The sequence below is a fragment of the Azospirillum baldaniorum genome, from assembly GCF_003119195.2.
Taxonomy (GTDB): Bacteria; Pseudomonadota; Alphaproteobacteria; order Azospirillales; family Azospirillaceae; genus Azospirillum; species Azospirillum baldaniorum.
In genome coordinates, this window is record NZ_CP022253.1 from 817,624 (window position 1) to 842,013 (window position 24,390).

Consider the following 24,390-nt stretch of genomic DNA (forward strand, 5'->3'; position numbering starts at 1 on the left):
GAGCCCGGCGGTGCTGCTCGCCTACGCCTTGTCCTCGGGGATCACCAGCGGCGCGCTCTACGCGCTCGTCGCGGTCGGCCTCGTGCTCTGCTACCGGACCACCGGCCACATCAACTTCTCGCACGGCGAGCTGTTCATGATCGGCGGCTTCCTCGCCTTCACCCTGCATGTGATGTGGGAGTTGCCCTACATCGTGGCGCTGCTGGGTGCGGTGGCCGGCTCGTTCGTGCTGGGCGTGCTCACCGACCGCGTCGTCTACCAGCCGCTGATCAAGGCGCCGCCGATCGCCATGGTCATGGCGACGGTTGGGTTGTCCTTCGTGCTGAAGGGCATCGGCCGCCACTTCTGGGGCGGCCAGGGCGAGGTGGTGCCCTTTCCACCGCTGGTCAGCCCGGCCCCGGTCCTCATCGGCGGCGTCGCCGTGTTCCCGCAGCAGCTCGTGGTCATCGCCAGCGTGGCGGTGTGCATGCTGCTGCTGACGCTGTTCTTCACCCGGACGCGGGCCGGCAAGATGATGCAGGCCACCGCCGAGAACGCGCACGCCGCCTACCTCGTCGGCATCCGCGTCGAGCGCGTCTACATGCTGACCTGGGGCGCCGGGGCGGCGCTCGCCGGGGTGGCTGCGGTCTTCGTGGCGCCGCTCACCCTGCTCACCCCGGACATCGGGCTCAGCCTGCTGCTGAAGGCGTTCGCCGCCACCATCCTCGGCGGGCTGGGCAGCATGACCGGCGCGGTCATCGGCGGGCTTCTGGTCGGCATCCTCGAGGCGCTCGCCGGCACCTACATCGCCAGCAGCATCCAGGACGTCTCGGCCTTCATCATCATTCTGGCCGTGCTGGTGTTCCGGCCGACCGGCCTGCTGGGCGCACGCGCCCGACGGGAGGTGTGAAGCGATGGTCACCCTGTCCAACGAACCCTCGGCCGAACCCTCGTCCCCCCGTGCCCTCAAGCGCCGCAACCTCGGCCGGCTGGTCGGCCGGCGCCCGGCGCTCGCCGTCGGCGTCCTGCTGTTCGCCGTGCTGCCGCTGGTGGCCAACCCCTATCAGGTCTATGTCGGCAACCTGGCGCTCATCTACGTGATCCTGGCGGTCGGCCTGAACATCCTGCTCGGCCTCGCCGGGCAGCTCTCCTTTGCCAATGGCGCCCTGTTCGGCGTCGGCGCCTATGCCACCGGCCTGCTGCGCCTCGATGCCGGCCTGCCGTTCTGGCTGGCCCTGCCGGTCGGCACCGCCATCACCGTGGCCATCGGGCTGGCGGTCGCGCTGCCGGCGCTGCGCCTGCGCGGGCTCTATCTGGCGCTCGCCACCATCGCCTTCGCGCAGTTCGCGCTGTGGACCTTCGTGCACTGGGACTCGGTGACCCACGGCACGGCGGGCTTCGTCATGACGCCGGTCGACTTCACGGCGCTCGGCCTGCGCACCACCACGGGCATCTATTATCTGAGCCTCGTCCTCGCCGTCCTGCTGGTGGCCGCGGCGTACGGCATCATGCGCTCGCGCATCGGCCGCGCCCTGGTGGCCCTGCGCGAGAGCGAGGTGGCGGCGGAGTCCATCGCCGTGGACATTACCCGCACCAAGATCACCGCCTACACGCTGACCGCCGTCTACGCCGGGGTGGCGGGCGGCCTGTTCGCCGGCCTGCTGAACGTGGTGGTGCCGGAATCTTTCAACCTGTTCCAGATCGTCCTGCAATTCTGCATGGTCGTCGTTGGCGGCCTCGGCTCGATCGCCGGGTCGGCGATCGCCGCCGTGCTGCTGATCGGCATGCAGGAGGGGCTGCGCGGCATGCAGGACCTGCAGGAGATCGGCCTCGGCCTGCTGCTGCTCGGCATGCTGCTGTTCGCGCCGGGCGGCCTCGTGCAGGCGCTGCGGCGCTGGCTGCCGGGGTGGACGGAACCGCACAGCCGAGGGGAGGAGGACTGATGGCTGAACTCAGCATCGAACGCCTGTCGCTGTCGTTCGGCGGCCTCGCCGCGCTCAGCGATGTGGACATCGCGGTGCCGGCCGGCGAGATCCGCGGCATCATCGGCCCGAACGGCGCCGGCAAGACGACCCTGCTCAACGTCGTCTCCGGCCTGGTGCGTCCGACCGGGGGCGAGATCCGCCTGGACGGCCAGCCGCTCACCCGCCTCAAGGCCAGCGAAGTGGCCGCCCGCGGCGTCGGGCGCACCTTCCAGACCTCGCTCCTCTTCAAGGGGATGACGGTGCTGGAGAATGTCATGGCGGGGATGCACCAGGGACTGCGCACCTCGGTTCTGGGCGCCGCCATCGGCCTGCCCGGCGTGCTGCGCGAGGAGCGGCAGGCCCGCGAGCGGGCGCGCGAGGCGCTGGCCTTCGTCGGCATGCTGTCCTTCGCCGAGCGCGACGGCGCGTCGCTGTCGTTCGGCCAGCAGAGGCTGGTGGAGATTGCCCGTTCGCTGGTCGCCGAGCCCAAGGTGCTGCTGCTGGACGAACCGGCGGTCGGCCTCAGCCCGCCGCGCGTCGCCGAGCTGGACGAACTGCTGCGCCGCATCCGCGACAAGCGCGGCATCACCATCATCATGGTGGAGCACGTCATCCGTCTGGTGATGGGCGTGTGCGACCGCATCACCGTTCTGAACTCGGGCCGGAAGATCGCCGACGGCACGCCGGACGTCATCCTCGCCGACCCGTTCGTCAAGGAAGCTTATCTTGGAAAGAGCCCCGATGCTGACCGTGCGTAACCTTAGCGTCTGGTACGGCCTCAGCGAGGTCCTGCGCGACGTCTCCTTCTCGGTTCCGCGCGGTGAGGTCGTCGCGCTGCTCGGCGGCAACGGCGCCGGGAAGACGACGCTGCTGAAGGCGCTGAGCGGGCTGGTCAAGCCGCGCGGCGGCGCGGTGGAGTTCGACGAGCGGCCGATCGCCGGCCTGCACCCGCACGACATCGTCACCAAGGGCGTGATCCAGGTGCCGCAGGGCCGCTTCGTCTGGCCCAGCATGACGGTTGCCGACAACCTCGCCCTCGGCGCCGCGACGCGCCACGACAAGGCCGGCATCGCCGCCGACCTGGAGCGCGTCTACGACTTCTTCCCCCGCCTGCGCGAGCGGCGGATCGTGCCGGCTGGAACCCTGAGCGGCGGCGAACAGCAGATGGTGGCGATCGGGCGCGCGCTGATGGCGCGGCCGCGAATCCTGCTGATGGACGAGCCGTCGCACGGCCTGTCCCCGCGGCTGGTCCAGGAGATGATCGAGGTGATCCGGCGGCTCAACGAGGAGGGCATGACCATCTTCCTCATCGAGCAGAACATCGGTGTCCCCGCGGCGGTCGCCGGCACCACCTATGTGCTCGCCAACGGCGCGATCGCCTTCCAGACCCACGGCTCGAAGGTCGCCGACGACCCGGAGGTGCTGAGCAGCTATCTCGGTGGCGGTCGCCATTGAGCCGCACGGTTGACCAGTGCCATTGGCCCGAAGTCCAGCCGTTACAGGCAACTGAAATTCCCTGTTCCCGACCAAATACCGAATCGGCGATCGCTCCGGGAATACCGAGAAAACCAGCGTTGGGTAGGCTGCTCGACGCCAGTCAATGCCAGTGCGTCAGCCGAATTCCCTGTATTTTCCCTGCTGAGCAGCAAAGCGGCCTCAGAGTCCGGCCGAACCTGCCTGTCATGGGCATTGCCAGCGACAGCGAACCTCGCCTCGGACTTCGTACTCCGCCAGTTTTTCCTGCTGACTTTGCTATGGTTTCAGCAGAGGCGGGATGCCGCCGTACTTCCGGGCGGTTAGCTTTTTACTTTCCCAGACATCGACCCTGTCGAGGGACACAAGCCGCAGATCCGTCCGGGAGCGCGGAAAGGCGTGTGTGCGCTGGCCCGGAACGGGCGGTGCGTCACCCGGTATCGGCGGCAACCGGCGCAGCCGCCCACAAACGCCGACCAGCCAGCGTTGGACCATTTCTCCCGTGTTGGCGAGCAGGTGCCAGCGGTCGGCCACTTCCGTCGCGTGCGACCACCGTGATCCCAGGATGCTGGCGCAACCAGGCAGCCAGCGTGTCGGCCGAGCGGTCGGCGAGGAGGTCGGGAGCGCGGTGGTGCTCCAAGTCGATGACGATGGTTCCGTAGCTCCGCCCTTTGCGTAGCGCCCGATCATCCATCCCCACCACACGCGGGGGTGCCGGCGTCGGCAGGGGCAGTGCCCTTACCGCACGCAGCAGGGCTCTCGACGATGCTTCCCGTCCTGATCCACGCAAAGTGCGGAAGAACCATTGTGCCGGGGGATGCTCACGGTCTCCCTCCGCCAAAACCAGACACCAACGCTTGGCACGGGTCACGACAGTTGGGTCGGTTCGCCGGCGTCATGGATCAGCACGACGACGGACCGCGCTTCCACCAGATAGGACAACTCACTCAGCGTCGGCGCCAAGTTCCACTCGACGATATCACATGGGGGGTCGAGCGAGGTGTCGATCCATCGGCGCCATGGGCCAACACGACCGTCATTTGCTGGCGGAAGGTCAAAGCGAAGCGGTTTCCAGTAGGCGTTCAGGATCAGGTAAATGCGAAGCCGACCCTGCTCCACCTTCGCTTCGACGGCGATGCTGTGGGAATCGCGGCTCCAATCCGGTTGCTCGGGGGTCACGCCGTGCCAGGTTATCTTCGCCTTCCGGAGCAGCTGCCGCAAAGGCACCCGCTCGTACATCCTGTCCCGCAGACTTCGGCGTGTGTTGAGCACAGTGACGAACCGGTGCACGTCCGCGTGCGTCTCGACCAGCGTCCAATCAAACCAACTGGTCTCGTTGTCCTGGCAGTAGGCGTTGTTGTTGCCGGACTGGGTGCGCCGCGCCTCGTCGCCCATCGTGATCATCGGGATGCCGAGCGATAGCATCGTCACGGTCAGGAGGTTCTTCACTTGGCGGCTTCTCAGCCGCTCGATTGCCGGATCGTCGCTCGGGCCTTCGACGCCGCAGTTCCAACTGCGGTTGTCGTCCGCGCCATCGCGGTTGTCCTCGCCGTTCGCCTCGTTGTGCTTGCGATCGTAGGACACCACGTCGTTGAGCGTAAAACCGTCATGGCAGGTCACGAAGTTGACGCTTTGTTCAGCCTCCCGCTCCTCATGCCCGTAGATCTCCGGGCTGCCCAGGATGCGGTCCGCGATCTGGGTCACCGATCCCGGTTCACCGCGGAAAAACGCACGCACGTCGTCACGGAACCGTCCGTTCCATTCCTTCCAGCTGTCGCCGACGAAACTGCCGACCTGATAAAGGCCCGCCGCATCCCAAGCCTCGGCGATCAGCTTCGTACCGGCAAGCGCCGGTTCCGTTTCGATGTCCCACAGGATCGGCGCGTTCGGGATCGGATGCCCCGATGTGTCGCGGGACAGAACCGAGGCCAGATCGAAGCGGAAGCCGTCCACATGCATCGTCTCGACCCAGTATCGAAGGCTGTCCACGATCATGCGCCGGACGACAGGGTGATTGGCGTTCAAGGTGTTCCCGGTGCCCGTGTAGTTGGCGTAGCGGGATCGGTCGTCCTCGAGAAGATAGTAGGTGGGATTGTCCAACCCTCGGAAACACAGGGTCGGCCCGTTGTGGTCGCCTTCCGCCGTGTGGTTGAAAACGACGTCGAGGATGACCTCGATGCCGCCGCGGTGCAGCGCCTTGACCATGTCGCGGAACTCGTCCAGCGGACCGAGCGGATCGGAACGCGAACTGTACGCCGCATGCGGCGCAAAGAACGAGACCGGCGCGTATCCCCAGTAGTTGACCTTTCCCGGCGGGCAATCCTGCGCATCGAATTGGAACACCGGCAGCAGTTCCACCGCGGTGACGCCCAATTTCTGCAGGTACGGAATCTTCTCGATCAGCCCGGCAAACGTGCCGCGGGTCTTCCCGCCGACGCCGGAACTGGGATGGCGTGTGAATCCGCGCACATGCATCTCATACACGATGGTCTGCGCGGACGACCGCCGCAACGGTGCGTCGCCTTCCCAATCGTAGGACCCCGGATCCACAACCACGCTTTTCATGGCGCCGCCGCAATCGTCACCGGGTTTGCGGATGTCGTCGCGGCTGTAGCGGTCCGGAACGACCACCGCGCGGCCATAGGGATCAAGGAGAAGCTTGTCCCGATCGAAGCGCAGGCCGTTGGCGGGGTCCCATGGCCCCTCGGCGCGATACCCATAGATTTGGCCGGCCGTCACGCCGGGAAGAAACACGTGCCAGTAATGATAGGTGCGATGGGTGGAGGGATCGAGGTGGATCACGCGCGCAGGCCCCGCATTCTCGGCGCGGTCGAAAAGCAGCAGCTCGATTCCGGTCGCGTGCTTCGAAAACACGCTGAAGTTCGTCCCCTGGCCGGTGGGGATCGCTCCCAGCGGCGCCGCAGCTCCCCGAGCGGGGGGACTGGGTGTGCCGGTCCGCCCCGTATCCGCGTCCATCTGGATTGCCGATCCGTCCCTTACGGCACCGGGCATGGCTTCGCATCCCATATCTCGGCGGCGTATTCAGCGATGGTGCGATCGCTGGAAAACCGGCCAGAGTTGGCGATGTTCATGATGACCTTGCGCGTCCAGTCCTGCGGGGCCGCGTAGGACGCCAGCAACCGCCGGTCTGCCTCCAGATAGGCTGTGAGATCGGCGAGATGCATGAATCGGTCCCCACCCGTCAGCAGCGCGTCGCGCAGAGGTTCGAAGATGCCCGGTTCGTTGCGGTTGAAATGGTCGGAAAAGATCAGATCCAGCGCGGCGCGGGTTTCCGGTTCGTTGTGGTGATGCCAGAAAGGGCTGTACCAGCCGGCGCTGCCGCTCACCTGGTCCGCCGTCAACCCGAACAGGAAGAAGTTTTCCTCGCCGGCGGCTTGCGCCATCTCGATCGTCGCGCCATCGTGCGTGCCGATCGTCAATGCGCCGTTCATCATGAACTTCATGTTGCTGGTGCCGCTCGCCTCATAGCCCGCCGTCGAGATCTGGTTGGACACGTCGGAGGCGGGAATCAGCTTCTCGGCCAGGGACACGCCGTACTCGGGCAGGAACACCACCCTGAGACGGCCGCGCACCACCGGGTCGTCATCGATGGCGGCCGCGAGGTTGTTGAGGAATTTGATGATCACCTTGGCGAGACGGTAGGCGGGTGCCGCCTTTCCCGCGAAGAAGAAGGTCCGCGGCACCATGTCGAGGTCGGGATTCTGCCGCATCCGGTTGTAGAGCACGACGATCCGCAGCGCGTTCAGAAGCTGCCGCTTGTATTCGTGGATGCGTTTGATCTGGCAGTCGAAGATCGTGTCGGGATCGACGGCGATGCCGTTGGTCGATGCAAGCCACGCCACGAAGCGGTGCTTCATGGCGCGCTTTGCCTCCCGCACGGCGTCCTGGAAAGCCCCGTCGTCGGCAAGCGGCGTCAGCTTGGCCAATTGGGACAGGTCGGTGATCCATCCGTCCCCAATGGCGTCGGTGATGCAGCGGGAGAGGGCGGGGTTGGCCAGCCGAAGCCAACGCCGGGGCGTCACGCCGTTGGTCTTGTTGCTGAAGCGCTCGGGATACAGTTCGGCCAGATCCTGGACCGTCACGGTGCGCAGCAGATCGGAATGGATCGCAGCGACCCCGTTGGTGCTGTGCGATCCGACGATGGCGAGGTTGGCCATCCGGATCTTCCGCGGACCGCCCTCCTCGATCAGGCTCACACGCTCGATACGGCCCTCATCGCCGGGAAAGCGGGTCCGCGCTTCGTCAAGAAGCCGGCGGTTGATCTCCAGGATGATCTCCAGGTGGCGCGGCAGCAGAAGCTCGAACCAGGGCAGCGGCCATTTTTCGAGCGCCTCGGGCAGCAGGGTGTGATTCGTGTAGGCAAGTGTGCGCCGCGTGAGATCCCACGCCTCCTCCCAGCCGAGCCCCGCGTCGTCGAGCAGGATCCGCATCAGTTCGGACACCGTCAGGCTCGGGTGGGTGTCGTTGAGCTGGACGGCGACCTTATCGGGGAGCGCCCGCCAATCGGTCGGGCTGCCGACCGGATTGGTCCGGCGGAAGCGCCGCACGAGATCCGCCAGGGAACAGGCGACCAGAAAATACTCCTGCACGAAGCGCAGGCCCTGACCCATGCTCGTCGAATCGTCGGGGTACAGGACCCGTGTGAGGGACTCCGCCGAGAGCCGTTCGGCGAGCGCGCTGACGAAGTCGCCGGCGCTGAACGCCTGGAAGTCCAGCGCGTGCGGTGCCGCCGCCGCCCAGAGCCGCAACGTGTTGATCGTTCGGCCGCCGTATCCGATGACGGGGCGGTCATACGGAACGCCGAGCAGGCTGGACGGCCGGCCGGGCACGGCGGCGAACGTCCCGTTGCGCACCTCGAACGAGCAGCCGAGCCTGATCTCCACGGACTCCTGCGGCCGGGCGACCTCCCAGGGATCGGGCCGGCGCAGCCAGTTGTCGGGCTGTTCCTGCTGCCAGCCATCCCGCAGGCTCTGCCGGAAAATGCCGTATTCGTAGCGGAGCCCATATCCCATGGCCGGGATCTGCATCGTGGCCATGGAGTCGATGAAGCAGGCCGCCAACCGGCCGAGCCCCCCGTTCCCCAGCCCGGCGTCGGGCTCCTCGTCGAGCAGGGCAAGCCAGTCGATCCCCTTCTCGTCGGCGACCCGCGCCACGACCGGATCGAGAAGGAGGTTCATGACGTTGTTGGCCAGGGACCGCCCGATGAGGAACTCCAGGGAAAGGTAGTAGACGCGTTTCGGATTCTCGCGTTCGTAGGTCTGCTCGGTGCGAAGCCACCGCTGTGACAGCACGTCGCGCACGGAGCGGGCGACCGCCTCGTAGCGTTCGCGTGGACCGACCGACGTGGGATCGACCACATGGTCGAACATCAGGTGCCGCTCGTAGAGCGCGTCGCGCGTTCCGGTGAAGTGGATCGGGCCGCACCCGTATCGCTGGAGCAGATCCGTCGATCCGGAGACGTTCGACGCCGTTGCGTCGGCCATGGTCATGTCGCTGCTCATGGCGTTTCCTCCTCGCCCGGTCGGAGCCGCCGCGCCGTCCGACGGATGGCCCGACCATCGCCTTATGGTTCAAACATTGTCGGCCTCGGTCGAGGCGGCTGCGACCGCTCCTGTCCGGCTTGCTCCCGGCTGGCCCGCGCCCGTCTGGTCCCATATCCATCCCGCGATCTCGGGCATGTCGTCGCCATACCGCCTGATGTGTTCCTTGTGCGCGATGAGCTTGTCGCGCATGGCCTGCTTGACGTAGGCGGCGCTCGCGCCGAGCGCCGGAACCCGGTCGATCACGTCGCCCACGAGGTGGAACCGGTCGAGATCGTTCAGCACGCACATGTCGAAAGGCGTGCTGGTGGTGCCTTCCTCCTTGTAGCCACGCACATGCAGGTTCCCGTGACCGGCCCGCCGGTACGTCAGCCGATGAATGAGCCAGGGGTAGCCGTGGAAGGCGAAGATGATCGGCTTGTCGGTGGTGAACAGCGCGTCGAAGTCGCGATCCGGAAGCCCGTGCGGATGCTCCCCCGGGGGCTGCAAGGTCATGAGGTCGACGACGTTGATGACGCGGACCTTCAGGTCCGGGGCGTAATGGCGCAGGAGATCGACCGCCGCCAGGGTTTCCAGTGTCGGCACGTCGCCGCAGCAGGCCATCACCACATCGGGTTCGCCGCCGCGGTCGTTGCTGGCCCATTCCCAGATCCCCAGGCCGGCCGTGCAATGCCTGATGGCTTCATCCATCGTCAACCACTGCGGGGCCGGTTGCTTCCCGGCGACGACGACGTTGACGCAGTTCCGGCTGCGCAGGCAATGGTCCGTGACCGACAGCAGGCAATTGGCATCGGGTGGCAGATAGACCCGGACGACGTCGGCCTTCTTGTTCACCACATGGTCGATGAAGCCGGGGTCCTGGTGGCTGAAGCCGTTGTGGTCCTGGCGCCAGACATGGCTGGACAGCAGGTAGTTCAACGAGGCGACGGGACGCCGCCAGGGAATGGTCCGGCAGACCTTCAGCCACTTGGCGTGCTGGTTGAACATCGAATCGACGATGTGGATGAAAGCTTCGTAGCAGGAGAAGAATCCATGCCGGCCCGTCAGCAGATAGCCTTCGAGCCACCCCTGGCATTGGTGTTCGCTGAGCATCTCCATGACCCGGCCGTCCGGGGCGAGATGGTCGTCCCACGGGACGGTGTCGGCAACCCATGTCCGGTCCGTGACCTGGAGCACGTCCTGCCAGCGGTTGGAGTTGTTCTCATCGGGACTGAAGAGCCGGAAGTTCCGCGCGTCGAGGTTCGGCTTCATCACATCGCGGAGAAACCGCCCCATCACGCGGGTGGCTTCTGCGACGGCCACGCCGGGAGCCTCCACCGGGACGGCGTAGTCGCGGAAATCCGGAAGACGCAGATCGCGCAGGAGCGTGCCGCCGTTGGCGTGCGGGTTGGCGCTCATACGGCGAATGCCGCGGGGTGCCAGGTCGGCGAGGTCGGGGCGGAGGCGGCCTCCCTCGTCAAAAAGCTCCTCGGGACGGTAGCTTTTCATCCACTCTTCGAGAACACGCACATGGTCCGGGTTCTCATGCATTTCCCCCATCGGGACCTGATGCGAACGCCAGAAATCCTCGGCCCGCTTGCCGTCGATCTCCTTCGGGCATGTCCATCCCTTCGGTGTGCGGAGCACGATCAGGGGCCAGCGGGGACGCTGCGTGACCCCGTTGCGGCGCGCGTCGTCCTTGATCCGCCGAATGTCGGCGATGGCCGTGTCCAGAGCGGAGGCCATGCGTTCATGCATGTCGTCCGGTTCGTGGCCTTCCACGAAATAGGGGATGTATCCATACCCGCGGAAAAGCTGCTCCAGCTCCTCGTGGCTGATCCGGGAGAGAATGGTGGGGTTGGCGATCTTGTAGCCGTTGAGGTGCAGGATCGGCAGAACGGCGCCATCGCTGAGCGGGTTGAGGAACTTGTTGGAATGCCAGCTCGTCGCCAGCGGTCCGGTTTCCGCCTCCCCGTCGCCGACGATGCAGGCGACGATCAGGTCGGGGTTGTCGAAGGCGGCTCCGTACGCGTGGGACACGGCGTATCCGAGTTCGCCGCCTTCATGAATCGAACCGGGCGTCTCCGGCGCGACGTGGCTGGGAATCCCGCCAGGAAACGAGAATTGGGTGAAGAGGCGCTTGATGCCCTCCTCATCCAGCGAGATGTTCGGGTAGACTTCGCTGTAGGTTCCCTCAAGATAGGCATTCGCGACCATGGCCGGTCCGCCATGCCCGGGACCGGCAATACAGATCATGTTCAGATCCAATTGCCGGATCATCCGATTCAGATGGACATAGATGAAATTCAAGCCGGGCGTGGTTCCCCAATGCCCCAGCAACCTCGGCTTTATGTGTTCGAGGGTAAGGGGAACTTTGAGCAATGGATTGTCATAAAGATAAATTTGGCCGACGGACAAATAGTTGGCTGCCCGCCAGTATGCGTCGATGAGAGCCTTTTCCTTGACTGACAGCGCTTCGGCCATGCCCGCCTCCCGCAGCCCTGGTGATGTGACGCGGTCCTCTGCGATGCCACGCCCGACCTCTCGGCGTTGGATCGGGTCGGTGTGCGGCATCCATCATTCCACCAAGCGTGGCAGCGGTCAGAGTGCCAGTGCCCGCCCATTCCGTCTCGGTCTCATCGGTGTATGACCTGGGTCCGGCATCCGCTTCGCGGGATGCGAAAAAGCGCTTTTGTTCGGCAGCGCCCCTTCAGCCGATGGAAACGATGAACTCGAAGGCCGATCCCCAGCCGCCCGCAACGACGCGGTTCTCACCGTGGTTCAGAAGGGCGGTGTCCCTCATGAAATCATGCCCGATCGGCTGCCCGTTGACGACCGTCCCAAGCGTGCTGCCAAGATCGGACACGAGCAGCCGGCCCTGGCTGCGGCTGATCATGAAGTGATCGCGCGACAGGCGAAACGGTGGCTGATCGTCGATGGACAGATCGGGTGACCGTGGGGGCGGTGCTTCGCCGTTGATCGGGAGCCGACCGACCACGAAGGGCAGTTGCCCAACCTGAATTGGGCTTGGACCGATCCGGCTGCGCAGGGAGTCCGACCCGGCGGTCAATAGAATGCGTTCGTTGCCGTTGGGAAGTGCCTCCGACGACGGCGCGCCGTTCTCTGACGTTTCCGCCTCGCGCGTCGAGAGCAGCAGATCGCCGGCAATCTTGTCCTCGATCGTCCGCAGACGGATGCTGAGACGCTGGATCAACCCGCGTGCCAGGGATGCGTCCCGGCTCACCCGGTCCAGGAACTCCTGCGGGGTGAGGACTTCCGCGGCGCCATCGCTGACAGCCCGGGCGGTGGCACTCCGGCTGCGGCCTTCAATGACGCCCATCTCGCCCAGCCACTCGCCGCCCCGCACATGCCCGATCAGGATGGCGTTGTCTCCATTCTCGCGCAGGACTTCGATTTCACCGTGCCTGACCCAAAAAACGCAGTCGCTCGCGTCCCCCCGCCGGAACAGCAAATCGCCTGATTTGAACTGAATGGATTGGGCCATATCCGGAAGTTCTCCGCTGTTTGGCCGTGCGTCGCAATGGCACGACAGACGGGGATTCTGTACGATGAAAGCAGAAGTGAAACCCACCGAGAAAATGGACGCACACGACGGAGCCCCGCTTCTCCTTTCTTTTGGTGCATCGTTCCATCGTACGACACGATGGTTGTGAGTGTGCGGCCATCGATCCTTCCATCGGCTCAACATAGTCATGATTTCGCACTCCGCCGTTTCCGGCTAACAGCTGGGTGTCCCATTGCTCCGACTTGAGCCTACCGAGGTCGCACTGATCCGGGCGACGACCGGCATCGTGGTCGGCGACGAGGCCATCGCGGAATGGTGGCTGCACTTTGGCCGTCCGTCCGCCAGCACGCTCAGGCGTTTCAGGTGTACGCCCGGCGCCGGTGCGACAAACGGGCGACGTGCGCCGAAACGCAAGCTGCTCAAGACGTACGATGTCGAGCCCGCCCAGGTCACCACCGAAACGCTGCGGTCCTATGGGGCGGCTTCCTGCCGGTGAGGCTGATTCATCGCAGTTTGATGGCCAAAGAAGAAGAAAATCACACAGCCTTAAGCGAAGCCAAGCAGCCAAGCCGTTTCGCAGATGCAAATTCGCAACTGCGAAATAAACGCATTCAGGAATAATCTTTTTCTCTAATTCGATCAAAGTCATTGGCCGAGATACCGTAACACCAGATAATTTTCAGAGCGGCAGTAGCCTTTTCTGTATCGCCAGGATCCTATAAAACGCCGTAGGTGATGCAAAGGCGATGCGGAAACCGTATCGAACTTATGTAACGGCTCGCCGAGCGGTCAAGCTTGGGACTTCCGTTCCTGGTCGCCATTCCTTCAACGACATTCAACGGATGTGACCAGTGGACGCTGGAGGGGAAGATGCCCCACCTCATCGGCCCGCCTCATTGGAGGGAATCCTGACGGCAGGGAGACGAGGATAGCGGAGAGACGGCGATGACGACGGCTGACGTGAACGATCTCGTGTCGGTGAAAAACGCTGGCGTGGCGCAGACCCGGAAGTCGGACAAGCTGACCTTGCTCCCACTCGTTGCGCTCGTTGTCGGCTCGATGATCGGCGGCGGCGTTTTCAATCTTCCGTCGGACATGTCCAAGGGTGCGTCGCCCGGCGCCATCCTGATCGGCTGGATGATCACCGGCATCGGCATGATGATGCTCGCCTTCGTGTACCAAAACCTGGCCGTGCGCAAACCGAACCTGAACGCCGGCCCCTACGCCTATGCCAAGGCCGGCTTCGGACCGTTCGTCGGCTTCAACAGCGCCTGGGGTTATTGGCTGAGCGCCTTTCTTGGAAACGTGGCCTACGCGGTGGCCATCTTCTCGGCCCTGTCCCACTTCTTCCCCATCTTCGGCGACGGCAACAACCTGCCGTCCATCGTCGGCGCGTCGCTGTGCCTGTGGTTGATCCACGCGCTCGTGCTCAGCGGCATCAAACAGGCGGCCTTCGTGAACGTCGTCACCTCGATCGCCAAGCTGGTGCCGCTGTTCCTGTTCGTCCTGGTGGCCATCGTCGGCTTCCATTGGGATCGCTTCACGGTGGATTTCTGGGGAACCGGCGCCGGGTCCGGCACGGGCGGCCTCGGCTCGGTCATGGAGCAGGTGAAGAGCACCATGCTGGTGACCCTGTGGGTGTTCATCGGCATCGAGGGCGCCAGCGTCTATTCCGCCCGCGCGGCCCGCCGCTCCGACGTCGGGCGGGCGACGGTGATCGGCTTCGTCGGCGCGCTGGGAATCTACGTGCTGGTCTCGCTGCTGGCGACGGGCGTCCTGCGGCAACCCGAACTCGCCGACCTCAAGGTGCCGTCCATGGCGGGCGTGTTCGAATCCCTCGTCGGCCCGTGGGGCGCCGCCCTGATCAACATCGGCTTGGTGATCTCGGTCGGCGGCGCCTTCCTCTCCTGGACGCTGCTGTGCGCGGAGATTCCCTACACCTGCGGCCGCGACGGGACTTTTCCGAAATGGTTCGCCGCGGAGAACGCCAACGGGTCGCCCGTGAACGCGCTCTGGGCAACCAATCTCCTGATCCAGCTCTTCCTCGCGCTCAGCTTCTTTTCGCGCAGCGCGTACCAGTTCTTCTACTTCATCGCCTCGGTCGCGATCCTTCCCCCCTACGTCCTGTCCGGCGCCTACGCGTTGAAACTGGCCCTGACCGGCGAAGGCTACGGTGCCGAATCGCGGACGAAGGGCATCCTGGTCGGTGCCTTGGCGACGGCCTACGGCCTTTGGCTCGTCTACGCGGCCGGCCTTCAGTACCTGCTGATGTGCGCGGTCCTCTTCGCCCCGGGAATCCTCGTCTATGTCCGGGCCCGACGCGAGCACGGGGAGCGCACCTTCACCGGCGTGGAGATGGCCATCGCGGCGGCCATCGCCGTCCTCGCCGTGCTCGCCGCCTGGCTCATGTGGACCGGCAGGATCAGCCCGCTGTGATGGCCGCCGCGCCGTCATACGACAACAAGGCCCGCACGGAATAGCGGGCCATCGAAGCAGGGAGATGCGTCATGTCTGAAGTCGGCGTGCATTCGGAAGTCGGCAAGCTGCGGACCGTCCTGGTTTGCCGGCCGTCGCTGGCGCACCAGCGCCTTACCCCCGGCAACTGCCACGACCTTCTGTTCGATGACGTCATCTGGGTGCACGAGGCGCAAAAGGACCACCACGACCTCGTGCTGAAGATGGAGGAGCGCGGGGTCGAGGTGCTGGACCTGCACGACCTGCTGGCGCAAACGCTCGACGATCCTCAGGCGCGCAGGTTCGTGCTCGACCGCCGCGTCACCGCCAACACCGTCGGGGTCGCCGCCGTGGAGGTCATGCGCCCCTGGCTGGACGAGATGCCGTCCAGGGAACTCGCGGTCCATCTCATCGGCGGCATCGCCATATCGGACCTGCCGGACAACACCGTGAGCGTGCTGTTGAACGAGGCGTTCGGCGGCACCGATTTCGTGCTGCCGCCGATCCCCAACACGCTGTTCCAGCGGGACCCGTCCTGCTGGATCTACAACGGCGTGACCTGCAACCCGATGTTCTGGCCGGCCCGCAAGCCGGAGACGCTGCTGCAGCGGGCGGTCTACAAGTTCCACCCCCGCTTCCGGGACGGCGGCTTCACGATCTGGTGGGGCGATTCCGACGAGGACTTCACCGGCGCCTCCCTGGAGGGCGGCGACGTGATGCCGATCGGCAAGGGCGTCGTCCTCATCGGCATGGGGGAGCGCACCAACCGTCAGGCGGTCGGCCAGGTGACCCGCGCGCTGTTCCGCAACAACGCGGCGTCCCGGGTGATCGCCTGCCTGATGCCGAAAAGCCGCGCGGCGATGCATCTGGACACGGTGTTCTCGTTCTGCGACCGCGATCTGGTGACGGTCTTCCGCGAGGTCGTCGACCAGATCCGCTGCTACAGCGCCTATCCCCTGGACGACGAGGGACGCTTCGAGGTGCGGCCCGAGGCGAGGCCGCTTCTGGAGGTCGTGGCCGACGCGCTGGGCTATTCCAGGCTCCGCATCGTCGGCACCGGCGGAAACGCCTACGAGGCGGAGCGCGAGCAATGGGACGACGGCAACAACGTCGTCGCCCTCGAACCCGGCGTGGTCGTGGCCTACGACCGCAACACCTACACCAACACGCTGCTGCGCAAGGCCGGCGTCGAGGTCATCACCGTCCGCGGGGCGGAACTCGGCCGGGGACGGGGCGGCGGCCACTGCATGACCTGCCCGATCTGGCGGGAGCCCGCCTACTGACGACCCGCCGCGGACAACCAACCCGGAGGGAACCCCAGGAGGAAAAGATGAGCTTCAATCTGCGCAACCGGTCGCTGCTCACCGTCCAGGATTACACGCCGCGGGAGTTCCGCTATGTGCTCGACCTCGCGCGCGACCTCAAGCGTGCGAAGTACGCCAGGACCGAGCAGCAGCACCTGCGCGGCAAGGAGATCTGCCTGATCTTCGAAAAGACGTCGACGCGGACCCGCTGCGCCTTCGAGGTCGCCTGCCACGACCAGGGCGCCAACGTCACCTACCTCGATCCCGCGGGCTCGCAGATCGGCCATAAGGAATCCTTCAAGGACACCGCGCGCGTCCTCGGCCGGATGTACGACGCCATCGAGTACCGTGGCGCCGCACAGGGCGGCGTGGAGCAATTGGCGAAGTACGCGGGTGTACCGGTCTACAACGGCCTCACCGACGAATACCACCCGACCCAGATGCTCGCCGACGTCATGACGATGCGCGAGCACAGCGACAAGCCGATCACCGACATCACGTACGCCTATGTCGGCGACACCCGGTCCAACATGGGCCATTCCCTGATGATCGTCGGCTGCCTGATGGGCATGGACGTACGCATCTGCGGACCGCAGAGCCTGTGGCCGTCGGAGGAGTACACCGCCATCGCCCGGAAGCTGGCGGCTGCCTCGGGCGCACGGCTGACCATCACTGACAACACCGCCGAAGCGGTGGCCGGGGTCGATTTCATCCACACCGACGTCTGGGTTTCGATGGGCGAGCCCAAGGACGTCTGGCGGGAGCGGATCGCGCTGCTGAAGCCCTATCAGGTCAACCCGGAGCTGATGGCGGCAAGCGGCAACCCGCAGGTCAAGTTCATGCACTGCCTGCCGGCCTTCCACGACAGCGAGACGACGCTCGGCCGGCAGATCGCCGAGGACTACGGGATGCCCAACGGGCTCGAGGTGACCAACGAGGTCTTCGAATCGGAAGCGAACATTGCCTTCGAGCAGGCGGAGAACCGCATGCACACGATCAAGGCGCTTCTCGTCGCCACGTTGGGGGAATGAGGAGGGAATGAGACCATGCGCGTCGTCGTCGCTTTGGGAGGCAACGCTCTGTTGAAACGCGGCGAGCCGATGACCGCCGACGTGCAGCGCCGCAACATCCGCATCGCCGCCGAGGCCATGGCCCCGGTCGCCCGGGAGCATCAGCTTGTGATCAGCCACGGCAACGGGCCGCAGGTCGGGCTTCTGGCGCTCCAGGGCGCCGCCTACCGGCCGGACGAGGCCTATCCGCTGGACGTCCTGGGGGCCGAGACCGAGGGCATGATCGGCTACATGATCGAGCAGGAGCTGGGCAACCTGCTGCCGTTCGAGGTGCCTTTCGCCACGCTGCTGACCATGGTGGAGGTCGACGGCGACGATCCGGCCTTCGGCGATCCGACCAAGTTCGTGGGGCCGGTCTACGGAGCCGCCGAGGCCCAGCGCATCGCGGCCGAGAAGGGGTGGGTGTTCAAGGCGGACGGCGCGTCCTGGCGGCGGGTCGTGCCGTCGCCGGCCCCCAAACGCATCTTCGAGATCCGGCCGATCCGCTGGCTGCTGGATCAGGGCACCATCGTGATTTGCGCCGGCGGCGGCGGGATACCCACCATGTACCAGCCGGCCATGCACCAGCCGGGTAAGGAACGTACGCTGGTCGGCGTTGAGGCGGTGATCGACAAGGACCTCTGCTCGGAGCTGCTGGCGCGCGAGCTGGGTGCCGACCTCCTCATCATGGCGACCGACGCCGAGGCCGTGTTCCTCGGCTGGGGAACGCCGGACGCGCGGGCCATCCACCGCGCGAGCCCCGACGCGATGGGCAGGTACAGCTTCCCGGCCGGGTCCATGGGGCCGAAGGTGGACGCCGCCTGCCGGTTCGCGACGGCGACGGGGCGAACCGCGGCGATCGGGGCGCTCGCCGACATTCCGGCAATCGTGCGCGGCGAGAAGGGCACGCTGATCGACAACGCCTTCACGACGACGAGTTGGCACGGGTAGGCGGCCTGATTGGGGCGGCGATCCGGAAAAGGGGGCTGCGGCCATGGCGAACCACGTTTCGATGCCGGCTGAGGAAAAGCGGGAGGCGCGCCGGCCCACGCTGCTCGACGCCTTGCTTCCGATGATCGCCCTCATCGCCCTGCTTGCGCTGTCCTACCTCCTGTTCGGCAAGGACGCCTCCGCCGGGCCGAACCAGGTGGCGCTGCTGTTTTCCGGGATCATCGCGGCGGGGATCGCCTACAAGAACGGGATGCCCTGGGACGGGGTGCGCCAAGCCGTGGTCGACGGCATCGCCACCGGGCTCGCGGCCATCATGATCCTGCTGGCGGTGGGCGCGCTGATCGGCACCTGGGCGCTCAGCGGCACCATCGTGGCGATGGTCTATTACGGCCTCCAGATCCTCAGTCCCCACTATTTCTACGCCACGACCGCAATCATCTGCGCCTTGGTCGGCTTCAGCATCGGAAGCTCCTGGACCGTGGCGGGCACCATCGGCATCGGCCTGATGGGCGTGGCGGCCAGCATGAACCTGTCGCCGGAAATCACGGCCGGCGCGGTGATCTCCGGCGCCTATTTCGGCGACAAGGCCTCCCCACTGTCCGACACTGCCAATCTGGCGACCGCGGTGACGGGGTCCGGGATCTACGAACACATCCGGGAATCGCTGTTCACCTCGGTTCCGGCCCTGCTCGTCGCCATCCTTCTCTTCGGGATGCTGGGAGCGCCCGGCGATTTCGACGCGACCGCCATGATGTCCGGCATCGAAAGCCACTTCACGGTGTCGCTGTGGGCCTTCACGCCGCTGCTGCTGGTCCTCGGCCTGTCGATCGCCCGGTTCCCGCCCTTCATCACGATCTTCTTCGGCGCCCTGGCGGGCGGGCTTCTGGCGGTCGTCCTGGAGCCGGGGCGCGTCGCCGCCTTCGCCGCCGCACCGGAGCTGCCGGCCGCCGTCGCCATGCTGAAGGGGGTGTGGATGGCGCTCGCCAACGGCTACGTCGCGCACAGCGGCAACGAGGCCCTCGACGTCATCCTGACGCGGGGCGGCATGTCCAGCATGATGAACACGGTGTGGCTGATCATCACCGCGCTGTCGTTCGGCGCGACGGTGGAGCACGCCGGGCTCCTCAATCGCCTGATCGACCCGGTGATCCATCGGATGAGGTCCGTCGGCGGGCTCGTCGCGACCGTGGTCGCCACCTGCATCGGCGCCAACATCGTCACCTCGGACCAGTATATTTCGATCGCCCTGCCGGGCCGGCTGTTCAAGGCGGAATTCGCGAAAAGGGGCCTCGCTCCCGTGCTGCTGTCGCGCGTGGTCGGCGATTCGGCGACGGTCACCTCACCGCTGATCCCCTGGAACAGTTGCGGGGCCTATATGGCGGCGGCGCTCGGCGTGTCGGCGACCGGCTTCGCCATGTACTGCTTCTTCAACATTCTCAACCCCTTGGTCACGATTCTCTTCGCTGTCTCCGGTCTGCGGGTGTGGAGAACGACCATCGACACGCCTCCGGGCAACGCACCGCCGCTGCAAGGCTGACGAGCCTTTGCACGATGGCGTCGACCGCTGCCCGGCGCGGATGGGAGCAGTTCCGTCTTTTGGCTCAACGTGTGGAGTGATCACTGCCAGGATGGAGGGGACGATCATGAACCGCTGTTTTCTGGCGGGCTGCGCTGCCGCTGCTCTGGCAATGGGCGCCGGGGACGCCAATGCCCAGGCCAAGTACGAGATAAAAATCGGTGGCGATGCCTTCTTCGAAGCCGGCTTCGTCAATCAGGACCTTGACTCCGGTATGCGTTCGACCGAGTTCCGCAACCGCTTCCGCGTGCACATCACGCCGGTCGCCAAAGCGGACAACGGCCTGGAGTATGGTGGGCGCATCCGCATCCGCGCCTCCGGTTCCGACACCGGCGTCAACGCCGACCGTGCCTTCATCTTCGCACAGGGCAGGCTTGGCGAGGTGCGCCTCGGCGTGTCCAACTCCTTCAACGATGAGACCTTCATCTCGACGCCGGGCGACTATCTGCCGACCAGCATCATCGATCTCGATCAGGTGACGAATTGGGTCGGCCCGACGACGGCCGGGCAGTCCGTCAACCCGGCGAATGGCCGGTATCAGGGCTCCGACGTCCTCGGTGGGGTCGCCGAAGCCGTCAACGCCGCCAGCATCCTGTGGCCGTCGCTGACACCGGACGCCAACGCAACGAAGATCGTCTACTTCTCCCCACGCTTTGCCGGCGTGCAGTTCGGTGCCAGCTACACCCCGCGCAACGACTCCTTCAATCAGGACGTCAACCGGTCGAAAGCGTCTTCGGCGATCGCCAACCAGGGCGTGACCAACTCCTTCGCCAATCTGGTCGAGGTCGGCGCGAACTATGACGGCAACGTCTTCGGCTTCGACGTCAAGGCCAGCGCCGGCTATTTCTGGGGCACGTCCTCGGACAGCACGGTGGCCGCGGATTCCTTCCGTGACCTGAACGCTTGGCAGGTTGGCGCCCAACTCGGTTATGCCGGCTTCGCCGTCGGTGGCAGTTACACCAGCTTCGGCAAATCGGGCCAGAACAAGCGTCCGGGTTTCTTCGCGGACGACATGTACAATTGGACCGCGGGTGTGCAGTACACCGCCGGAGCCATCGTGGTGGGTGCGAACTACAAGTACGGTGTCGACCCCGGTTCCATGCTCGACCCGGGCAGCCGGCGGGTGACGGCCTACGAAGTTGGCGCCGGTTACACGGTCGCTTCGGGCCTGACCGTGAACGCCCAGTACGACTATGTGCTCTCCAACAGCGATCGCCCCGAGACCGCGGCCACGGGCTCGCCGGATGACAAGGCGCACGTCATCGTGCTTCGCACGGTCCTGGCCTTCTGAGCGTCAAGGGAGCGGAAAAGCTGATCCAGCGTGGGGCGTTGAACCGAAAAGCGCCGGAATGCGGGGTATCGTCAACGTTCCCATGGAAGCCACGGCAAGGAAGGAAACCATGGCAAAAACGATGAAAGCGGCGGTGGTCCGCCAATTCAAAATGCCGCTGTCGATCGAAGAGGTTCCGGTGCCGGAGGTCGGTCCGGGCCAGATCCTGGTCAAGATCGAAGCCTCGGGTGTCTGCCACACCGACCTGCACGCGGCCGATGGCGACTGGCCGGTGAAGCCGAACCCGCCCTTCATTCCGGGCCATGAGGGCGTCGGCACCGTTGCCGCGGTGGGTACCGGCGTGACCGCGGTGAAGGAGGGCGACCGGGTCGGCGTTCCCTGGCTGCACACGGCCTGCGGGCACTGCCGGCAGTGTCTCGCCGGCTGGGAAACCTTGTGCGACCTGCAGCAGAACACCGGCTACTCGGTCAACGGCGGCTTCGCGGAGTACACGCTCGCGGACCCCAACTATGTCGGCCACCTGCCGGACCGACTTGATTGGGAAATGGCCGCCCCGATCCTGTGCGCCGGTGTAACCGTCTACAAGGGGCTGAAGGAAACCGACACCAAGCCCGGCGACACGGTTGTGATCTCCGGGATCGGCGGACTCGGCCACATCGCCGTCCAGTACGCGAAGGCCATGGGGCTCGACGTGATCGCCGTCGACATCTCCGACGAAAAGCTGGCGCTCGCCCGTGCCATGGGCGCGGACGCCGCGATCAACGCGAAGACGACCGATCCGGTCGCCGAGGTCAAGGCTTTGTGCGGTGGCGCCCAGGGCGTGCTCGTCACCGCCGTGTCCCGGCATGCCTTCAACCAGGCTCTCGGCATGCTCGCCAAGCGCGGCACCATGGCCCTCGTCGGCCTGCCGCCCGGATCGTTCGAACTGGACATCTTCAGCACGGTTCTGATGCGGAAGACGATCCGCGGATCGATCGTCGGCACCCGGTTGGACCTCGCCGAATGCCTCCAGTTCGCCGGCGACGGCAAGGTGAAGGTTCACTATTCGGTCGAGCATTTGGACAACATCAACAACGTGTTCAGCCGGATGCGCAACAACGAGATCGACGGCCGGGTGGTCATGCGGATGTAACAAACCCCAAATGGCAGCCAATCCATGTGATCAGCAGCACGCCCGTGATTTCGACCAAGACTTACGTTGTTCCAACCTGCAAACAAGGGAACGATCGGCATGTGGTCGCGACGCGGGTTTCTGGGGGGAGCACTGGGGGTCGTCGTCCTGGCCGGCTGTGCCGGATCGGGGAGCGTTGCTTATGTGAACGACCCTTGGGGCTACCCGTTCTATGATGACGATTGGGTCTACTACTATGATGAGGGTGACGTGGACTTCCTCGCCGGGCTGACCGACGAGCAGAAGGCCGCGCTCAAGCAGAAATGGGACACGCTCTCACCCGAGGAGAAGGAGCAGATTCGTGACCGATGGAACGCTCTCAGCGCCGACGAGCGCGAGCGCGTGCAACAAGCATGGAGCGGCTTGGATGTGGAGAAGCGGCAACAGGTGGTTTCCAGCATGCAGACCCGCGTCCGCGATGGGACGCTCCGTTCCGTGACGCCTGCCGCGGCCGGGCCATCGCGCTTGCCGGCTGGATCCGGCGGTGGCCCGGATCGCAGTGGCGCCGGAACCCGGACCGGCTCGTTTGATCGCGGCAGCTTTGGTGGAGGCAGGCTGGGTGGCGGTCGGTCGGGTGGTCGACGTTAGCGACATGGAACAAACGGACTTCGACGTTCGCAGATCAGGAAAAATTGCGAACGTTCGGGCGCCGTGCGTTCCAAATAACATTCGGTTCTCTCGGGGCAATGAACATGAGGCACAGCCGCAGGAAGCCAATGGAAAAATCCCAGTATAAACACCTCATCATCCTGATAGCAAAAACGATTGTTGTCGTTGGGGCAATAACCATCGCAGGGTATCTGATTTTTGGACATAATAACGATGTTCACCCGCTCGAAAACAAGCCGATGGTCGTGCCGCTTCTGCGATAGAAGCAGGTTTCATTGGAAATGACTTTTTTGCTTTTTTCCGCCGCGTTCTTGAATCCACCTGACCAGATTCGCTCTGCACGGAGAACGGGGATGGTCAAACTTCATCTGGCCTTTGCAACGCGGGAAAGCCGGAGCGGATGCTTTACCCGGAGCGGTTCGCCCTCCGCACCCCCCTCAAATGGGGCGCCACGAGCTTTTCGTAGGCAAACTTGACCTGCCGGTACTCCTCTTCGCACAGTTCGGCCCGTTCGGCCGGCAGATAGCCCTTCTCCACGAAATCGCCGAAGCTCTTCCGGTCGGAGCCATAGCTGATACACATCAGGTTGTAGAAACGTTGGGCCGGCAAGCTGTGCTCGTTCGCGAAGTCCTTCAATTCCGTCGGCGCTTCCTTTGCCTCGCTCGCGTACATCACGGCAACGCTGGCGATCACCCGGCGGGCCTCGTCCTTGCCCAACTGCAACAACGTGTAGGCGGCGATCTGGTCGGCGGCATCCTCCTCACGGCCCAGGATCGGCACTTTCTTCAGATCAAAAATGGCGTGGGCGAGTTCGTGAAGCACGACCTCCAGAAAGGGGCCGACGATGTAGTTCGCAGGCGTCAGCCCCTCGCTGACACCGGCCGGTGGGATGTTCTGTCCGAGTTCCTGGATGTAGGCGAGATACTCGTAGCAGATGCTCAGTGTGGCGTCGGAGGTTTCGTAGGAGGCATTGATCTCACCGTCGCACCCTTCGGTTCTGATGGTCAGCACGCGCGGCAGGTCGATTCCCTCGACGCGGTCGCGGATGCGTTCCAGCACGCGCTTGTCCTGCAACGTCCGGTAAATCGCCTCGTGCGAAGGGTTTTTCGGCATGGCGTAGACGATCCGCACATCGCCTGGACGGGCGTCCGCCGGGCAAGCGATGGCAACGGTCGCCAGTGCGATCAGAAGAACGCCGCAAAACGTGTAAGCGAAACGGGTGCAACGTGAATGAGCACGCATGGGCCGCGCTCCTCTGTCGACCAAAGGGACGTTAATCAGTCCCACAGACATCATCCAACATGATCTCCAAACCGCTGTACAGATATCCTGACGGGGGAAATGTAGACCCATGAGGGGCAATTACCGTTGCATGGAGTTTTCTGTGCCAATATGGCCTGGACTTGCGTGTTCTGGTCGCGCTCCGAGAGCTGTGCGGTCGCGCCCCTGAGCGTGGTGTAGGAACTGTGGGGCACGACCAAGCGTTCAGGGGCGCGGATACAG

The 24,390-nt window shown here is 65.0% G+C and carries 17 protein-coding genes and 1 pseudogene; 12 read left to right on the plus strand and 6 right to left on the minus strand.

From position 1 onward, the window contains the following. Nucleotides 1-10: 10 nt before the first annotated feature. Genes Sp245p_RS03915 through Sp245p_RS03930 form a run of 4 tightly spaced genes read left to right on the plus strand, consistent with a single transcriptional unit; the run spans nt 11 to nt 3,398 of the window. Complete coding sequence (locus Sp245p_RS03915; protein WP_014241452.1) at nt 11-889, plus strand: branched-chain amino acid ABC transporter permease; 879 nt, start codon at nt 11-13, stop codon at nt 887-889. A gap of 4 nt (nt 890-893) precedes the next feature. Continuing rightward, complete coding sequence (locus Sp245p_RS03920) at nt 894-1,922, plus strand: branched-chain amino acid ABC transporter permease (protein WP_014241451.1); 1,029 nt, start codon at nt 894-896, stop codon at nt 1,920-1,922. Then, nucleotides 1,922-2,701 carry an ABC transporter ATP-binding protein gene (locus tag Sp245p_RS03925; RefSeq protein WP_014241450.1) on the plus strand — a complete coding sequence of 260 codons (780 nt, stop codon included), beginning with the start codon at nt 1,922-1,924 and terminating at the stop codon, nt 2,699-2,701. Before Sp245p_RS03920 ends, Sp245p_RS03925 begins: the two co-directional genes overlap by 1 nt. Next, complete coding sequence (locus Sp245p_RS03930; RefSeq protein WP_014241449.1) at nt 2,685-3,398, plus strand: ABC transporter ATP-binding protein; 714 nt, start codon at nt 2,685-2,687, stop codon at nt 3,396-3,398. Before Sp245p_RS03925 ends, Sp245p_RS03930 begins: the two co-directional genes overlap by 17 nt. 504 nt (nt 3,399-3,902) lie before the next feature. Here the strand turns inward: Sp245p_RS03930 and Sp245p_RS35615 are convergent. The 5 genes and pseudogenes from Sp245p_RS35615 to Sp245p_RS03950 form a co-directional block, all read right to left on the minus strand. Next, nucleotides 3,903-4,194 (minus strand): annotated as a pseudogene (locus Sp245p_RS35615) (ISL3 family transposase); the annotation flags it as partial. An 89-nt stretch (nt 4,195-4,283) separates the two neighbouring features. After that, nucleotides 4,284-6,392, minus strand: a complete 2,109-nt coding sequence (gene glgX, locus Sp245p_RS03935) for a glycogen debranching protein GlgX (RefSeq protein ID WP_041811244.1) — start codon at nt 6,390-6,392, stop codon at nt 4,284-4,286. A gap of 20 nt (nt 6,393-6,412) precedes the next feature. Continuing rightward, nucleotides 6,413-8,938, minus strand: coding sequence for a glycogen/starch/alpha-glucan phosphorylase (locus Sp245p_RS03940; protein WP_014241445.1), 2,526 nt, complete (start codon nt 8,936-8,938; stop codon nt 6,413-6,415). Between the two features lie 69 nt (nt 8,939-9,007). Beyond that, complete coding sequence (locus Sp245p_RS03945) at nt 9,008-11,440, minus strand: phosphoketolase family protein (RefSeq protein WP_014241444.1); 2,433 nt, start codon at nt 11,438-11,440, stop codon at nt 9,008-9,010. A gap of 226 nt (nt 11,441-11,666) precedes the next feature. Next, nucleotides 11,667-12,461 (minus strand): cyclic nucleotide-binding domain-containing protein, encoded by a 795-nt coding sequence (locus tag Sp245p_RS03950; RefSeq protein ID WP_014241443.1) that lies wholly within the window; start codon nt 12,459-12,461, stop codon nt 11,667-11,669. Nucleotides 12,462-13,427: 966 nt separating this feature from the next. Between Sp245p_RS03950 and arcD the strand changes: the two genes are divergently transcribed. The 8 genes from arcD to Sp245p_RS03990 all read left to right on the plus strand — a co-directional run bounded on the left by arcD (nt 13,428) and on the right by Sp245p_RS03990 (nt 22,866). Next, entirely contained in the window at nt 13,428-14,918 is a 1,491-nt protein-coding gene (arcD, locus tag Sp245p_RS03955) for an arginine-ornithine antiporter (protein WP_014241440.1), read from the plus strand. 71 nt (nt 14,919-14,989) lie between these two features. Further along, nucleotides 14,990-16,219 (plus strand): arginine deiminase, encoded by a 1,230-nt coding sequence (locus Sp245p_RS03960; RefSeq protein ID WP_014241439.1) that lies wholly within the window; start codon nt 14,990-14,992, stop codon nt 16,217-16,219. A gap of 47 nt (nt 16,220-16,266) precedes the next feature. Next, nucleotides 16,267-17,271 (plus strand): ornithine carbamoyltransferase, encoded by a 1,005-nt coding sequence (locus Sp245p_RS03965; protein ID WP_014241438.1) that lies wholly within the window; start codon nt 16,267-16,269, stop codon nt 17,269-17,271. A 15-nt stretch (nt 17,272-17,286) separates the two neighbouring features. Continuing rightward, complete coding sequence (gene arcC, locus Sp245p_RS03970) at nt 17,287-18,240, plus strand: carbamate kinase (RefSeq protein WP_014241437.1); 954 nt, start codon at nt 17,287-17,289, stop codon at nt 18,238-18,240. A gap of 43 nt (nt 18,241-18,283) precedes the next feature. Next, on the plus strand, nt 18,284-19,777 hold the full coding sequence (locus Sp245p_RS03975; protein WP_014241436.1) for a Na+/H+ antiporter NhaC family protein: 1,494 nt from the start codon (nt 18,284-18,286) through the stop codon (nt 19,775-19,777). A gap of 106 nt (nt 19,778-19,883) precedes the next feature. Continuing rightward, a complete protein-coding gene (locus Sp245p_RS03980; RefSeq protein ID WP_014241435.1) occupies nt 19,884-21,107 on the plus strand; it encodes a porin in 1,224 nt (407 codons plus the stop codon). Nucleotides 21,108-21,216: 109 nt separating this feature from the next. Beyond that, nucleotides 21,217-22,239 (plus strand): alcohol dehydrogenase AdhP, encoded by a 1,023-nt coding sequence (adhP, locus tag Sp245p_RS03985; protein WP_041811242.1) that lies wholly within the window; start codon nt 21,217-21,219, stop codon nt 22,237-22,239. Between the two features lie 183 nt (nt 22,240-22,422). Continuing rightward, nucleotides 22,423-22,866 carry a hypothetical protein gene (locus Sp245p_RS03990; protein WP_129557151.1) on the plus strand — a complete coding sequence of 148 codons (444 nt, stop codon included), beginning with the start codon at nt 22,423-22,425 and terminating at the stop codon, nt 22,864-22,866. A gap of 426 nt (nt 22,867-23,292) precedes the next feature. Here the strand turns inward: Sp245p_RS03990 and Sp245p_RS03995 are convergent, their stop codons facing one another. Continuing rightward, nucleotides 23,293-24,129 carry a DUF4344 domain-containing metallopeptidase gene (locus tag Sp245p_RS03995; RefSeq protein WP_014241431.1) on the minus strand — a complete coding sequence of 279 codons (837 nt, stop codon included), beginning with the start codon at nt 24,127-24,129 and terminating at the stop codon, nt 23,293-23,295. Between the last annotated feature and the right edge of the window lie 261 nt (nt 24,130-24,390).